Source organism: Armatimonadota bacterium (genome assembly GCA_035527535.1).
In the GTDB taxonomy this organism is placed as follows: domain Bacteria; phylum Armatimonadota; class Hebobacteria.
The window spans coordinates 1-14,759 of sequence record DATLAK010000013.1 but is presented as its reverse complement, the minus strand read 5'-3'; the positions used below and the strand labels follow the sequence as shown (position 1 = coordinate 14,759).

The 14,759-nt window shown below is 68.6% G+C and carries 14 protein-coding genes; 13 read left to right on the top strand and 1 reads right to left on the bottom strand.

Translation table 11 applies throughout. The features are described from left to right. The first annotated feature begins 204 nt into the window (after window positions 1-204). The 8 genes from VM221_00700 to atpB all read left to right on the top strand — a co-directional run bounded on the left by VM221_00700 (window position 205) and on the right by atpB (window position 6,229). On the top strand, window positions 205-813 hold the full coding sequence (locus VM221_00700) for a 5-formyltetrahydrofolate cyclo-ligase (GenBank protein HUT73336.1): 609 nt from the start codon (window positions 205-207) through the stop codon (window positions 811-813). Further along, window positions 810-1,181 (top strand): dihydroneopterin aldolase, encoded by a 372-nt coding sequence (gene folB / locus VM221_00695; protein ID HUT73335.1) that lies wholly within the window; start codon window positions 810-812, stop codon window positions 1,179-1,181. Before VM221_00700 ends, folB begins: the two co-directional genes overlap by 4 nt. A gap of 1 nt (window position 1,182) precedes the next feature. Next, the gene (locus tag VM221_00690; protein HUT73334.1) at window positions 1,183-1,818 is read left to right on the top strand and encodes a cyclodeaminase/cyclohydrolase family protein; all 636 of its coding nucleotides are present in this window, start codon (window positions 1,183-1,185) and stop codon (window positions 1,816-1,818) included. Between the two features lie 179 nt (window positions 1,819-1,997). Beyond that, window positions 1,998-2,861, top strand: a complete 864-nt coding sequence (locus tag VM221_00685; protein HUT73333.1) for a bifunctional 5,10-methylenetetrahydrofolate dehydrogenase/5,10-methenyltetrahydrofolate cyclohydrolase — start codon at window positions 1,998-2,000, stop codon at window positions 2,859-2,861. 165 nt (window positions 2,862-3,026) lie between these two features. After that, on the top strand, window positions 3,027-4,484 hold the full coding sequence (gatB, locus tag VM221_00680; protein ID HUT73332.1) for an Asp-tRNA(Asn)/Glu-tRNA(Gln) amidotransferase subunit GatB: 1,458 nt from the start codon (window positions 3,027-3,029) through the stop codon (window positions 4,482-4,484). A gap of 242 nt (window positions 4,485-4,726) precedes the next feature. Next, window positions 4,727-4,972 (top strand): AtpZ/AtpI family protein, encoded by a 246-nt coding sequence (locus VM221_00675; GenBank protein ID HUT73331.1) that lies wholly within the window; start codon window positions 4,727-4,729, stop codon window positions 4,970-4,972. A gap of 1 nt (window position 4,973) precedes the next feature. Then, window positions 4,974-5,384 carry a hypothetical protein gene (locus VM221_00670; protein HUT73330.1) on the top strand — a complete coding sequence of 137 codons (411 nt, stop codon included), beginning with the start codon at window positions 4,974-4,976 and terminating at the stop codon, window positions 5,382-5,384. Window positions 5,385-5,386: 2 nt separating this feature from the next. Continuing rightward, a complete protein-coding gene (gene atpB / locus VM221_00665; protein ID HUT73329.1) occupies window positions 5,387-6,229 on the top strand; it encodes a F0F1 ATP synthase subunit A in 843 nt (280 codons plus the stop codon). Between the two features lie 240 nt (window positions 6,230-6,469). Here the strand turns inward: atpB and VM221_00660 are convergent, their stop codons facing one another. Next, the gene (locus VM221_00660; protein ID HUT73328.1) at window positions 6,470-8,035 is read right to left on the bottom strand and encodes a radical SAM protein; all 1,566 of its coding nucleotides are present in this window, start codon (window positions 8,033-8,035) and stop codon (window positions 6,470-6,472) included. 168 nt (window positions 8,036-8,203) lie between these two features. On the opposite strand from VM221_00660, the gene VM221_00655 reads away from it, so the two are divergent. The 5 genes from VM221_00655 to VM221_00635 form a co-directional block, all read left to right on the top strand. Then, a complete protein-coding gene (locus VM221_00655) occupies window positions 8,204-8,941 on the top strand; it encodes a response regulator transcription factor (protein ID HUT73327.1) in 738 nt (245 codons plus the stop codon). After that, entirely contained in the window at window positions 8,941-11,076 is a 2,136-nt protein-coding gene (locus VM221_00650; protein ID HUT73326.1) for a hypothetical protein, read from the top strand. Before VM221_00655 ends, VM221_00650 begins: the two co-directional genes overlap by 1 nt. 259 nt (window positions 11,077-11,335) lie before the next feature. Next, window positions 11,336-12,808 (top strand): radical SAM protein, encoded by a 1,473-nt coding sequence (locus tag VM221_00645; GenBank protein ID HUT73325.1) that lies wholly within the window; start codon window positions 11,336-11,338, stop codon window positions 12,806-12,808. 112 nt (window positions 12,809-12,920) lie between these two features. Next, the gene (locus VM221_00640; protein HUT73324.1) at window positions 12,921-14,114 is read left to right on the top strand and encodes a hypothetical protein; all 1,194 of its coding nucleotides are present in this window, start codon (window positions 12,921-12,923) and stop codon (window positions 14,112-14,114) included. 273 nt (window positions 14,115-14,387) lie between these two features. Beyond that, on the top strand, window positions 14,388-14,759 hold a 372-nt coding region (locus VM221_00635; GenBank protein HUT73323.1), incomplete at its 3' end, for a hypothetical protein.

Genomic DNA, 14,759 nt, shown 5'->3' with positions numbered 1-14,759 from the left:
GGCGGGTCGCCAGATGACACAGGCGAGGGCGCCTATGCTCCATGGGTTGAGCCCCATCCCAACTTTTCGCGGTCACCCCCAGCCGCCCCGCGCTTCCTTTACAACCGCAGGGGCTTGTAGTATACTCGCCCCTGCCTGCGGCGGCGCGGCGGGGGTTGTGGGCGCGAGTGATCGCGCCTCTATAATTCATGCCCGGGGGCGGATTTGGAGAGCAAGTCGGCGCTGCGCGCGCGCATCGGCGCCATCCGCGATGCCCTCTCGACGGCGGAGCGGGCGGCCAAAAGCGCGGCCATCGTCCAGCGCTTGTCCAACTGGGACGTCTTCGCGCGGGCGCAGACGGTCTTCGCCTTCGTGTCCACTCGCAGCGAGGTTGACACCGCAGGCATCATTGCCGCGGCGCTCGCGCAGGGCAAGACGATGGGGGCGCCGCGCACGCTGCTGACGCAGCGGCGGCTGGAATTCCGCCGCGTGCTCGATCCAGCCGAGGGCCTGGTGCCGGGGCCATTCGGCATCGCGGAGCCTGGCGCCGACGCCCCCGTGCTGGGGCCGGCGGCGGCGGAGCTGATCCTGGTTCCGGGGCTGGCCTTTGATGCGCGGGGTTACCGGGTGGGCTACGGCGGCGGGTTCTACGACCGCCTGCTGAGCGACCCGGCGGTGAAGGCGGTAGCGGTGGGAGTGGCCTTCGAGGAGCAGATGATCCAGCTCGCGCCCGCCACCGAGCGCGACCGGCCGGTGGACTGGATCGTCACCGACCACCGCCTGCTCGCCGGTTGCGCCGGCAAGGCGGCCGCGCGCAAGGGCGCCGAGCGATGACCACCGACCGCATCCGCCTGGTCAACATGAGCTTCTACGGCTATCACGGCGTGCACAGCGAAGAGCGCCGGATGGGCCGCAAGTTCTACATTGACGTCGAACTGGCGCTCGACCTGGGCCCGGCGGGACGCGCCGACGACCTGAGCCGGACCGTGGACTACGCGCAGGTTTACGCGTTGATCCGCGAGATCGAGGCGGCCAAGCAATACGCATTGCTGGAGGCGTTGGCGGAGGACATCGCGCGCCGGCTGCTGGAGCGGTTTCCGGCGCAGGAGGTGGTGGTGCGCGCGCGCAAGAGCGAGGTGCCGGTGGGGGGGGTGATGGACTACGTCGAGGTCGAGATCACGCGGCACAGGGAGGTAAGCTAACATGAGCTCCGCGGCACACCAGCCGATGGGCGAGTACCTCGACCACCTGGCGGCGAAGTTGCCAGCCCCCGGCGGGGGCAGCGCGGCGGCGCTGGTGGGGGCGCTGGCGGCGGCGCTAGAGAGCATGGTGGCCAACTTCACCGTGGGCAAGGAAGCCTACCGCGAGGTCGAGGAGGAGGTCAAGGGGCTGCGGGAGCGCTCGGAGACGCTGCGGGCGGAGCTGACCAAGCTGGTGCAGGCGGACATGGACGTTTACTCCAAGGTCTCCAGCGCCTACGGGCTGCCGCGCGAGACGGCGGAGCAGAAGGCGGCGCGCGGCGAGGCGATTCAGGCGGCGCTGAAGGTGGCGGCGCAGGTGCCGCGCAAGGTGGTGGCGGCGTGCGACCAGGTGCTGGCGATGTGCCCGGCGCTGGCGGCCAAAGGCAGCGCCAACCTCATCAGCGACGTCGGGGTGGCGGTGGTGTTCGCCGAGGCGGCGCTGCAAGCGGCCTACCTCAACGTCGAGATCAACCTCGCCGGCATCAAGGACGTGGCGCACAACGAGCAGGTACGGCGCGAGTTGGAGCCGCTGGCGGCGCGCGCGCCGCAGGTGCGCGCCGAGGTGTGGAAGCGGGTGCTGCAGGCCGTGCGCGGGTAGGCCGACGCAGGCAGTCCGCAGATTGCCCAGGCGGCTAGGCCCGCAGGGCCGCCGCGGCGGCAGCCAGGCCGCCCAGCCATTTCGCAGATGGGAAGGTGGGAGGAACGTCGCTCGCGATTCCCCCTTCTCTTAATCTGCGTAATCTGCGGATGATCATCAATGATCGGAGGAGACAGGGAATGGCAGCGGAATTGCTCAAGGGCGCGCCCATCGCGGAGCGCATCCGGGAAGGGCTGGCGGCGCAGGTCGCCGAGCTCAAGGACCAGGGAGTCACCCCGTCGCTGGTGGCGCTGCAGGTGGGGGAGAACCCCGCCAGCGCCGTCTACGTCGGCCAGCAGAAGAAGACCGCCGATAAGCTGGGCATCGCCTATCGCCTGGAGGAGTTGCCCGCCAATTCGTCGCAGAAATTCGTCGCCGATTTCATCGGCAAGCTCAACCAGGACCCCAACGCTACCGGCATCATCCTGCAAATGCCCGTGCCCGAAGGCCTCAACGCCCGCGAGCTGCAGGCGCTGATTGACCCGCTCAAGGACGTCGAGGGAGTATCACCCGCCAACATGGGCTGGGTCGTCTTTGGGCGCCCGACGCTGGGGCCGTGCACCGCCCTGGGGGTGGTCGAGCTCATCAGTTCCACCGGTGTTGACCTCTACGGCAAGGAGGTCGTCGTCGTCGGCCACAGCGACATCGTCGGCAAGCCGGTGGCGCTGCTGCTGCTCGACAAGTTCGCCACCACCACCGTGTGCCACATCGGCACCGGCGAGCGCGGGGTACTGCCCGACCATGTCCGCCGCGCCGAGATCCTGGTGGTGGCGGTGGGCAAGGCGGGCCTGGTCAAGGGCGAGTGGATCAAGGAAGGCGCCATCGTCGTGGACGTCGGTATCAACCGCGTCGGCGACAAGCTGGTAGGGGACGTCGAGTTCGAGCCCGCCGCCGAGCGCGCCGCCTACATCACACCCGTGCCCGGCGGCGTCGGTCCGCTGACGGTGACCATGCTGATGAAGAACACGGTGGAGGCGGCCAAGCGGCAGAAGAACCTTCCTTAATCCGCGGATTAACACAGATTGCGCAGATTCTCGGATGGAGCACCCGTAGGCCAGGAGCCCCTAGGCCAGCTACAGTGGCCGGGGTGGCGGCCCTGCGGGCTTAGCCACTCGCAATGACATGACCCGCGTTCCATCCGCGTTGAGCCGCGGCCAAGAGACGCTGACATGACCCAGTCGCTACCGTCCGACACCGCCTACGAGCCGGTGATGGGGCTGGAGGTGCACGCCGAGCTGGCCACGGACGCAAAGATGTTCTGCGGCTGCTCGACGCGCTTCGGCGCGCCCTCCAACAGCCAGACCTGCCCGGTGTGCCTGGGGTTGCCGGGGTCGCTGCCGGTAGTCAATCACAAGGCGGTGGACTACGGCCTGCGCGCGGCGCTCGCCCTCGGCTGCGAGATCCTGAACCCTTGCCTCTTCGAGCGCAAGAACTACTACTACCCCGACTTGCCCAAGAACTACCAGATCAGCCAGAAGCGCCGCCCCCTGGGCCGCAGCGGACGATTGGAGATCGAGGTCGAGGGTAGCTCGAAGCTGGTCGGCATTGATGACGTGCACCTGGAGGAGGACACCGGCAAGCTGCTGCACCCGGAGGGCGCGGGCAACCACTACTCTCTGGTGGATTACAACCGCAGCGGGGTGCCGCTGCTGGAGATCGTGGGCGCGCCGGACCTGCGCAGCCTAAAGGAAGTGTCCGCCTACATGACGGCGATCCGCGACCTGCTGCTGTGTCTCGGCGTGTCCGACTGCCGCATGGAGGAAGGCAAGCTGCGCTTCGAGGCCAACATCTCGCTGCGGCCGGCGGGCGCCGAGGAATACGGCGCGCGGGTCGAGATCAAGAACTTGAACTCCTTCCGCACCGTGCTAAGGTGCCTGGAGCACGAGATCGAGCGTCAGCAGCAGGCGCTGCGCGCGGGCGCCGAGGTCGCGCGCGAGACGCGGCTGTGGAACGAGGCCGCGTGCGCCAGCGCGGCCATGCGCTCGAAAGAAGAGGCGCAGGATTACCGCTATTTCCCGGAGCCGGACCTGGTGCCGCTGATGATTGACGCGCGGTGGCTGGAGCGGGCGCGCGCGGCGCTGCCGGAGCTGCCCGGGGCGCGGCGGCGGCGCTTCGTGGTGGAACTGGGACTGTCGCCGTACGATGCGGGGATCCTGGCCGGGCAGCGCGAAGTCGCGGACTACTTCGAGGGCGTGGTGGCCGCCGGCGTCGAGGCCAAGGCGGCCGCCAACTGGGTTGCGGGTGAGCTGCTGCGTCATCTGAACGAGCGCGGGGTCGCCGTCGCCGCGGCGCCCGTGACCCCCGAACGCCTGGCGGAGCTGATTAAGCTGGTGGAGCAGGGCGGGGTTACCACCAAAGCCGCCAAAGAGGTCTTCGCCGAGATGTTCGCGTCGGGGCGGGCGGCGGCGGAGATTGTCGCCGAGCGCGGCCTGGGGCAAATCCGGGGCCAGGACGAGCTGGCGGCGGTTGTCGAGCGCGTGATCGCCGACAACCCGGCGGCGGCGGGCGACTTGCGCGGGGGCAAGGAACAGGCGCTCAAGTTCCTGGTGGGGCAGGTGATGAAGGCGACCCGCGGCCGCGCCGATGCGCAAGCGGTCGGCGCGCTGCTGCGCCGGCGCCTGGAGTAGCCGGCCTTCGGCGGTGCGCCCAACCGCCCGTGCCTGCGGCCCGGGGTATGACCGATTCTAGTGGGGATGGTTGGGAGAGGCACCGGGCGTGACCGCGTAGGGGCAAGGCATGCCTTGCCCCCTGCCTACGCGCCCCGACCTGTCGGGGCGCGCCCTAGGCCGCACCCCGCTTTTCGCGGTCACACCCTTCCACCGCGCGCCTTTGACATAGGCGCCGGCGATGCGCTAACATGGCGCGGTGGATGACCGTCGAGGCAGACGGCGCGATGGGTGGCGACCACGGCGAGGGATGGCGGGCGGCGGCGGCGCTCAGCACCATCGGTATGGTGATGGCGCTGTCCGTCTTCGTCGGGTTCGGGCTGGGCTACGCCCTCGACCACTGGCTGCGGACGCTGCCGTGGCTAACGGTGGCGGGGGCGATATTGGGTGTGGTCGCCGGCTTCCGGGAGACCATTCGCCTCATCCGCCGTTTCTCGGGGGATGCTTGACGTGACCGACGACGCGGGGGCCGCGGGGTTCTTCCGCGGGGTGTATGTGACCGCCGCCCTGGCGCTGGGGGCGCTGGTGGCGGGATCATGGTGGGCGTGGGGCGGGCGCGCGGCGGCGGGGATGGCCGCCGGCGGCGCCATCAGCATCGGGGTGCTGGTGAGCTGGCAGTGGGTGGTGGCGTGGATGCCCGGCGGCAGCGCCAAGCGCCGGCTGCTGCTGGCGTGGCCGTTGAAGTACGGCGTGGTCGGGGCGGCGCTGTGGGCGTTGCTGCGCTACGACCTGGTCAACGTCATCGCCCTGATCGCCGGGCTGGGGTTGGTGCAAGCGGTGATCTTCGGGCGCGCCCTGGCAGCGGCGCGGACGCTGGCGGACCCGCCGCGCACCCCGCCGGCGCGCGAGGGACGTGATTAGGGATGCCGGAGGAACACGGTTCCTGGCTGCAGTTCCTGTATGGCATTCGGATCGGCGACGCCCATCTGTTGCCCCATTGGGTACCGCAGTCGGTGCCGCTGGCGGTGCTGTGCGCGCTGGTGCTGGCGGTCGTCTCCTACGTGGGCACGCGGCGGATGCGCCTGGTGCCGAGCGGCCTGCAGGCGCTGCTGGAATCTGCGGTCAACGGCCTCACCACCCTCGCCCAGGGCATCCTCGGCGCAGAGAAGGGCAAGCACTTCGCACCCTTCATCGGCACCCTCTTCCTCTACATCCTGTTCATGAATCTGCTGGGCCTGGTGCCGGGCATGAAATCGCCGACCGCCGACCTCAACACCACCATCGCCCTCGCGCTGGTGGTCTTTTTCGCCTCCGGCTTCTACGGCATGAGAAGCCACGGGGTGCTGGGCTACTTCAAGCACATGGTGGCCGATGTCCTGGACCTGCCGCTGCCGCTGGCGATCTTGCTGACGCCGTTCATGCTGACGCTGCACCTGATCTCGGTGCTGGTGCGCCCGTTGAGCCTGGCGATGCGCCTGTTCGGCAACATCATGGGCAAGGAGGTGGTGCTCAGCATCCTCGCCGGGCTGGCGACGGCGACGCTGGCCCTGTTCGGGCTGCACGTCGCCGGCTTCGAGGTCCTGGGCAACTTCATCAAGCTCGAGGTGCCGGCCGTCTTCGGGCCGCTGATGCTCCTGCTGACCGCGGTGCTCATGCCCCTCGCCATCTTGATGGGCGTCATCCAGGCGCTGGTGTTTTCGCTCCTGGCGTGCCTCTACCTCCTGCTCGACACTGCAGCCGACGAAGGCGCACCCGAGCACGCATGATGGCTCGACCTGCGGGCGCGGTTCTGGCGGTGGACCCCGGGCGCGACAAGTGCGGGATCGCCGTCGTCCGCGCCGACGGCGAGGCGCTGGCGCAGGAGATCATCCCCGTGGTCGAACTCGGCGCCCGCGCGCAGGCGCTGCGCCGCAGCTACGAGATCGCCGTCATCGTCATCGGCGATCGCACCGGCAGCGACACCGCGCTCGAAGCGCTGGAGTCCGCGCTCCCCGAGATCGAGACCGTCACCGTGGACGAGCACCGCTCGAGCGAGGAGGCGCGCCGCCTCTACTTCCGGCACCATCCCCCGCGCGGCTGGCGGCGCCTGCTCCCGCTGACCCTGCAAACGCCGCCGCGCCCCTGCGACGACTACGTCGCGGTGATCCTGGCGCGGCGCTACCTGCGCGGGGGGCGGGAACCGGGGGGATGACCGCGGCCGGTTGCGGGGCGCGCCTACCGCGGGCGGCGAGGACCGCCTCCAGCAGCGGACCGAAGTGACACACGCGCTTCGCGCGCACCACCAGGTCCCACAGCGGTTCACATTTCTTCCAGCCGGCGGCGTAGGCCACATGACGCACTCGCTGGTCCCAGCGCTCCCTGGTGCGCGCGCCGCGCAGAATGGAGCTCCACCGATAGAAGTCGCGATAGGCCCGTCGGTAGCCTGCCTCCAGCTTCTGGGGCGACATCTTCGCCGGGTGGTAGACGGCATGACGGGTATCGTAGAGCTCCCAGTTATCGGTGGTGATGCGTCCCTGCGCCGCCAGCCGCCGGTGCAGCGCGGTGCCGGGATAGGGGGTCAGGAGATGAAAGGTGGCGGCTTCAATACCCTGTGTGATCGCCCATTCGACCGTGCGCTCGAACACCGTCTCGTCGTCTTCATCCATGCCGAACACGAAGCTGCCGTGGACCATCACCCCCGCATCGTGCAGCGCGCGAATCGCCGCCTGATAGTCGCGGTTCAGGTTGTGGGACTTATGCTGCTCGCGCAGGTTGGCGGCGCTCAGAGTCTCGAACCCCACAAACAGGCTGCCCAGCCCTGAGTCCGCCGCCTTCGCCAGCAGCTCCGGGTCCAGCGCCGCCTCCACCGTGCCCGCCGCCTGCCACAGCCGGCCCATTCCCCGCAGGCCGTCGAACAGGCCCATGGCGAACGACCTGCAACCGAAGATGTTGTCGTCCACGAAGAAGAGGTGTCGCCCCGGCAGACGTTCGATCTCGGCCAGCGCCTGATCCACGGTCTGGGTGTAGAACGACCTGCCGCCGCGGAAAAACGATTCCTTGTAGCAGAAGTCGCAAGCGTGCGGACAGCCGCGGGAGACCACGAGCGAGTTTGGCGCGAGATAGAGATGACGTTTGATGAGGTCGCGACGAAGCGGCGGCTGACCCGCCAAGCTGCGCACCGCGGACCGATAAACCCTCCCTGGACGGCGCTGGCGGAAGTCGCGCAAGAACCGAGGCCAGGTGTCTTCGCCGGGGCCCAGAAAGACGGTGTCGGCGTGGCGAGCCGCCTCCTCCGGCAGCGACGTGACGTGGACTCCCCCCAAGGCCACGTGCACGCCGCGCCGGCGGTAGTGATCGGCGATCTCGTAGGCGCGCCGGGCCGAGGTGATGTAGACTTGAATGCCGACCAGCTCCGGCTCGTCCTCCAGATCGAGGTGCTCCACGTGCTCGTCCTCAATCGTCACCTCGTCGTCGTCGCGCAGATAGGCGGCGAGGGTAGCCAGTCCCAGCGGCGGAAAGAGCGAGTACTTGATCGGCCGCCAGAAGGGGCTCCGGGCTGCGGTCAGGGCAGGCAGTATGAGCTTGACTCTCACGATCGTTACCTCGGCGAGGAATGGTGACTACCGGGCTCTGATCCGATGATAGGCGGGAGCGCCCATCCTGGCGACCCACTGAGTATGGTCTTGCGCGCACCCGGGTGCTTGACGGCCGGTCTCGTTTGTGGCTTGCTATAGGGGCGCGGGCGGTGAGGAGAGCGGCCCATGCTCAACGTGCTGGTGGTGGAGGACAACGCGCGGCTGCGCGCGGCCCTCAAGCGCGGGCTGGAGGAGCTGCCCGACGTGCGGGTGGCCTACGACTGCGACTCGGGGGAGGCCGCGCTCGCGTACTGCCTGGAGCATCGCCCCGACGCCATCCTGCTGGACGTGCAGCTCGCAGGCGCGGTCAACGGCATTGACACCGCGGTCGCGGTGCGCCGGGAATTGCCGCGCCAGCCGGTGGTGTTCTACTCCATCCAGGACGACGAGGCCTACTACCGCGCCTTCCGCAGCTCCGGCATCCTCAGCCACTACGCCTACGTGCGCAAGTCCAACTACCTGCTGCCAGAGATGATTCTGCCGCTGCTGCAGGATGCGGTAGCGGGCAAGAGCTTCATTGATCCCGAGATTGAAGTGCGGGTGCAGGAGGTGCGGCACAAGGACGCGCAGTCGCCGATGGCGCTGCTCGAGCCCAACGAGCAGGAGGTGGCGCGGATGCTGGCGCGCGGCATGACCAACCAGCAGATCGCCGCCCGGATGGGCTTTCGCGACAAGCGCACCATCAGCCGCACCAACGGCCAGGTCTATGCCGCGTGGGGCCTGGGCGACACCGCCACCGACGACAAGGTGGCGCGCACGCGCGCCGCCCTCATCGTGCGCGCGGGACGCCTCATCTCCTGGGACCGACAGGGTCGCCCCCGCGTGCTCAACGAACGCGGGGAATGGGTCGAGTGGGAGGGGTGATGCTCATCGTCCTCCTCATCTACTTCGCGCTCCTCGCCCTGTCCGTCTTCAACACCATCGTCCTACTGTGGCTGGGCGCGACGGTGCTCCTTGCTGCGGAACGCCGCGGCTGGGGCGCCTGGCTGGCAGGCTGCGGGTTGCTCGCAGGCGGCGCGGTCTTCATCAGCCACTCCGCGGTGCTCATGCGCAGCGCCTCCGTCATCAGCGCCGAACTCAACGCGTGGTGGCCCCTGGGATGGGCGGCGCTGGTGTTCGCGCCCTTCGCCTGGTACGTCGCCATGCTCTGGCATACCGGCTACTGGGACGACCGCGACTCCGCGCTCCATCGTCGCCACCGCCCGCTGCTGGGGGCGACGACGATGCTGGCCTTGGCGCTGCTGGCGCTGCTGGTGGTCGCCCGTCCCCTGCCGTTCGCCCTCAAGGCCAGCGGCCTCGACCTGTCCACGACGCCGGCCGTGCTCGGCATGCCACTGGTGGTGCTGCTTTACCCGCTGTTCATCGCGTCCTGCATCACCTTCTCGTTGGCCGCCGTGCTCCGGCCCGCGCCGGCGACGCGGGCGATGGGAGGGTTAGCCCGCCGCCGCGCCCGCCCGTGGCTCATCGCCGCCGCGGGCATGCTGCTGGTAGTCAGCCTGCTCGTGGTCGGCGTCATGGTGTGGCTGCTGCGCCGCGGAGCCCACGCCCTCGACCAACCGCTTGACTGGCTGGCGATGGATCTCGGCTGGTTCGACCTCGTCGTTACTTCCCTGATTTCCGCCGCCGTCGTGCTTATCGGGCAGGCGGTCATCTCCTACGAGATCTTCACCGGCCGCACCCTTCCCCGACGCGGCCTGCGCCGCCAGTGGCACGGCGCGCTGCTCCTGGCTGCCGGCTACGGCATGGCGATCGCCGCCTGCTTCGCCCTGCTGGTGCCGACCGCCTACATCGTGCTGCTGGCAACCGTCGTCATCGGCCTGACCTACGCCGTGTTCAGTTGGCGCTCCCACCTGGAACGCGACGGCTACATCGCCCACTTGCGCCCCTTCGTCGCTAGCGAACGGGTTTACGACGCCCTGCTGACGTCGTCGCCGACGGCCGCGCCGGACATCGGCGCCTCCGCACCTTTCGTCGCCCTGTGCCGCGACGTGCTGGGCGCGCAGTCCGCCTGCCTGGTCGCCACCGGCGGCATCGCGCCCCTGGTCGGCCCGGCGCTCGTCTATCCGGAGGGCGGACCGCTGCCCGCCGATGTCCATCGAATCATTGCGCGCTGTGTTTCGCCCGAGGTGACGATCCTCGGCCTCGATCCGCTGGCGGGCGGCGTCATGTGGGCGGTGCCGCTGTGGAGCCCGCGCGGGCTGATCGGCGTGCTGCTGCTGGGGGCCAAGCGCGACGGCGGGCTCTATTCCGAGGAGGAAATCGAGATCGCCCGCGCCAGCGGACAACGATTGCTCGATACCGTCGCCTCAGCCAGTCTCGCGCAGCGGCTGATGGCGCTGCAGCGGCAGCGCTTCACCGACAGCCAGGTGCTCGACCGTCAGTCGCGGCGCGCCCTCCACGACGAGATACTGCCCGGGCTGCACGCGGCGATGCTCGCGCTGCGCAGTCAATCTGCTCGCGGGCAGAATCGGGACGAGGCGCTGGCGCAGTTGGCGCAGGTGCACCAGCGCATCTCCGCCTTGCTACGCGAGATGCCCGCCGGCGGCGCGTCGCAGGTCGCGCAGATAGGGCTGCTGGCCGCGCTGCGCCGGATGGTGGAAGCTGAGTTCCCCCGCGACTTCGAGGCGGTTTCCTGGCAGGTTGACGCGCCGGCCGAGGAGAACGCGCGGGCGCTGTCGCCGCTCACCGCAGATGTCCTGTTTTACGCCGCCAAGGAGGTCATCCGCAACGCCGCGCGCCACGGTCGCGGGGGCAACCCGGCGCGCTCGCTGCGCCTGCGCATTGACGCCGCGTGGCGCCAGGGCCTGGAGATTCGCATCACCGACGACGGCGTCGGTCTGCCGACGATGCTGCGTCCCGCGCCGGCAGACGGGCAGGGCCTGGCGCTGCACGGCACCATGCTGGCGATCATCGGCGGATCGCTGGTGACGGAGGGCAAGTCGGGGGCGGGCGCCACCGCCGCGCTCTTCCTGCCTGAGGAACGCTGCCGGGAAGTCTGAACGCGCGCCTCGCGCTCTGGCGCGCGTGCCTGGCCGCGGCCTTGACAAGCAAGGGTGAGCGATGTAGGCTAACCAGCGAGGCAATCCACAACATGCGGCCCGACCGCAGGCTGCGGCGCGTCCGTGCGGCGGCCGCCCCGGTGCGGGTTGAGCACGACGTAAGATTGAGGCATCAGACAAAGCCTGCGCCCTGGGCCGAAGGCTCCGCGCAGCACCCCCAGGGCGCATCGCAGCACGAACCCTCGCAGGAGGTGTAATCATGCTGTCTATGCCGTCCTCGTGGAAAGCGCCGACCCCGACCCTGCGCACCCGCGCCAAGGTCGCGGCGACCCACGCCCTAGCCGATCCCCTTTTCAGCCTGCTCGCTCGCAGCTCGGACGAGAGCCTGGTGCGCTTGGTCGCCGTGCTCGAGCGCTACGTCGCACGCTACCCCGCGCACCGCGCGCAACTGCAGCAGCTGCGGGAGCTGTTCGAGCGCCGGCACCCGTCGCTGGAGCTGGGGCGCAAGATCATGACCCAGCTTCACCCTAACTGCCGCCGCAAGCTGATCATCAACCTGGGGGTCAACGCCACTTGGCTGGGGCAGCACATCCGCAATGATTTCAAGGCCCAGTTCGGCCTGCTCCCCCCCTACCTGATGGTCATCAGCCCCACCATGCGCTGCAACCTCAAGTGCCTGGGGTGCTACGCCGGCGAGTATCCCCGCGACACCGACCCCATGAGCTTCGAGACCCTCGACCGCGTGGTGACCGAAGCCAAGCAGATAGGCATGTTCATGTTCACCATCACCGGCGGCGAGCCGTTTGTGCGCCCGGATCTGCTCGACCTCTACGAGAAGCACAGCGACGCGGTGTTCCTGGTCTACACCAACGGCACTCGCATCTCCGACGCCGCCATCGAACGCCTGCAGCGGCTGGGCAACGTCGCCCCCGCCATCAGCATCGAGGGCTTCGAGAAGGAGACCGACTTCCGCCGCGGCAAGGGCGTCTATGCCCAGGTGATGGACACCATGGAGCGGCTGCGGCAGGCGGGGGTGCTGTTCGGCTTCTCCGGCACCGTCACCCGCCTCAACGCCGACGCCTACCTGCGCGACGAGTTCCTCGACCTGATGATCGAGAAGGGCTGCCTCTTCGGGTGGTTCTTCATGTTCGTGCCGGTGGGGCAAGATGCGACGGTGGAGCTCATGCCCACCGCCGCCCAGCGCGACGCCATGCGCCGCAAGATCATGCAGGCGCGACGCACGCGGCCGATTTTCGTCGCCGACTTCTGGAACGACGGCTGCCTCACGGGGGGATGCATGTCCGCCGGCACCCTCTACCTGCACCTGAACTTCCGCGGCGACCTCGAGCCCTGCGTCTTCATGCATTTCGCCAGCGACAATATCCACGACCTCTACGCCAACGGCGACCACCTGTGGGATGTCCTGCGGTCGCCCCTGTTCACCGCCATCCGCGACGTCAACCGCAGCCAGCCCAACCCGCTGCGCCCCTGCCCCATCGTGGATCACAACGAGCTGCTGGAGGAGGTCCTCACCAAGACCGAGGGCGTTTACTTCACCCACAAGGGCGCGCAGGACATCATCGGGCGGCTGGCGCAGCCCGTGCGCGAGTGGTCCGCCGCCTACGCCGAAATGGCCGAGACGGCGTGGAACAGCCCCGAGTACGAGTGGGCGCGCACCGGCGCGTGGCTGAAGGAGAAGCCGCCCGCCACCCCGGCCGAGACCAGGCACTAGGTTCTACGGAAGCCTCAGCGTGCATTGGGCCCCCGGTGCGGACTTCCCGTGCCAGGACTACGAGCGCAAGGCGTCCGGCGCAAGACGTAGGGTGTTGGTCGGGAGTCTATTGATGCCATCTCCACCTGAGGAAGAAACCTCCAGCGCGCAGCCGAAGCGCCGGGTTGGCCGCTTGGCGGTTGCGTCACTGGTGCTGGCGGTCGCCAGTGTCTCCAGTTGGTGGCTCGTGTGGCCGACGTTCGCCGCATGGTTGGCATTGCTCGATCGGGGCTGGGTCCAGCGGTTGCCGGCGCTGGTCCATATTCGCGTAGCCGCTGGTTTTCTGGTGTTCGGCTTCTTCCCCCTGCTTTCATTGGTTCTCGGCGCCGTCGCGCTCGACCTGACTTGGACTTGGACTTGGCGGCCGCGCGCACAGCGTCGGTGGGACATTGTCGCCGGCTTAGGTATGGCGATCTCGGGTGCACTTGCATTGGTGATAACGGGAGCGCCAGAGCTCGGCCTGCCCGTTCGGATAGGCATCATGGCGGGGCTTGCGATAATCCTGCAGCTGAGGCGACTGGATTCGTTATCCGTAGCTGCCATTTCTGTCCCATTGGGAGCCCTCTCATTGATCAGCGCCTGGCCATTATCGTGGCGCCTCGCGCTAGCGGTATCGGCCTTCATGCCAGCAGTGGGCGTGCTGACCGCTCGTCGGAGCCGGCGGCCGCTGCTCGCCGCACTCGTGGCCACGTCAGCAGCGGTGGCTGCCCTCTTCGGCGGACTGCCCGGAACATGGGCGCGTGCGACTACGATGGCAGACGGTGCGTGGTGCGCCGGCAACATGAAGGGGTTGGCACTCTACGCCATCTGGTATGCTCAAGACCACGATGGCCGTCTGCCGGATGCGGACAAATGGTGCGACCAGTTGCTGCCTTACGTCGGCGTAGTCGCCGAGGTTGGCGCGATTGGTCGCAGACCACGCCTGCGGTTTACGTGTCTGAGGGCGCTAGGGCGACGATCAGGGTATGCCTTCAACCGGGCGCTGAGCGGGGTGAGGCTATCTGACATCCCTGAGCAGGACCAATTCAACGCAGCCCTACTTTTCGAAAGCGATCTGGGCTGGAACGGCGCGGGCGACATTAGCGATCTGGCCGTGCCCCCGCGGCATAATGGGATATCGTTCATCGCCTTCGCCGACGGCCATGTGAAAGCGGTTGCTCTTGCAGAAGCGCGAGAGCTGATCTGGCAGCCTCTGTATTTGTCACATAGCTTTGGGACACGGGTGGGACGCGAGAAAACCCCTGGACTCGTGCCCTCGCCTGGGTGACGGTACGGGAAATCCGTAGCTGGTGAGCGGCGGGATACGGGTTGAGGCGAGACAGCGAAGCCCGCAGCCGCCGCCGGGGGTGAAGGGTCTCACCAAGGCGCGTTTGGGGGTCAGCCGACGAGCAACACAACAAGACGCGTGGGCTAAAAGCGAACCGCCGCTGCAGGTTTCTGCCGCGGCGCGCAGAAGCATGCGCCGACACGACCCAGGTCGCGTCTCTCCCTCCGCCAGGGAGAGACGGCGACGCCCCGTCACCACCCGAGGTGCTGACCCATGTCATCCCGCCGCCACCATCACCATCGCGCCGAGCGCTCCCCCGGCGTCGCCCCGCACGACATCGTGCGCGAGGACTTCGAATGGCTTACCACCAGCCGGCGCCTGCGCACCACGCGCTGGGTCGAGGAAGCCATCCTCATGCAATCGGTCGAGGGCCACGCCCATGAGGGCCACGCGGCCTTCCGCCATCACCAATACGTCAACACCACGATGGATGACATCGTTGACTCGCTGGGGCGCGACGCGCGGCTGGTCGCCCGTCAGCGCCAGGCCCTGATTGATGATATCGCCGACTGGGTGCGCGCGGCTATCGCCGGCGCGGCGGGCAATCTGGCGGTGGCGGATGACGGCGCGTGCCTGCTCGAGATC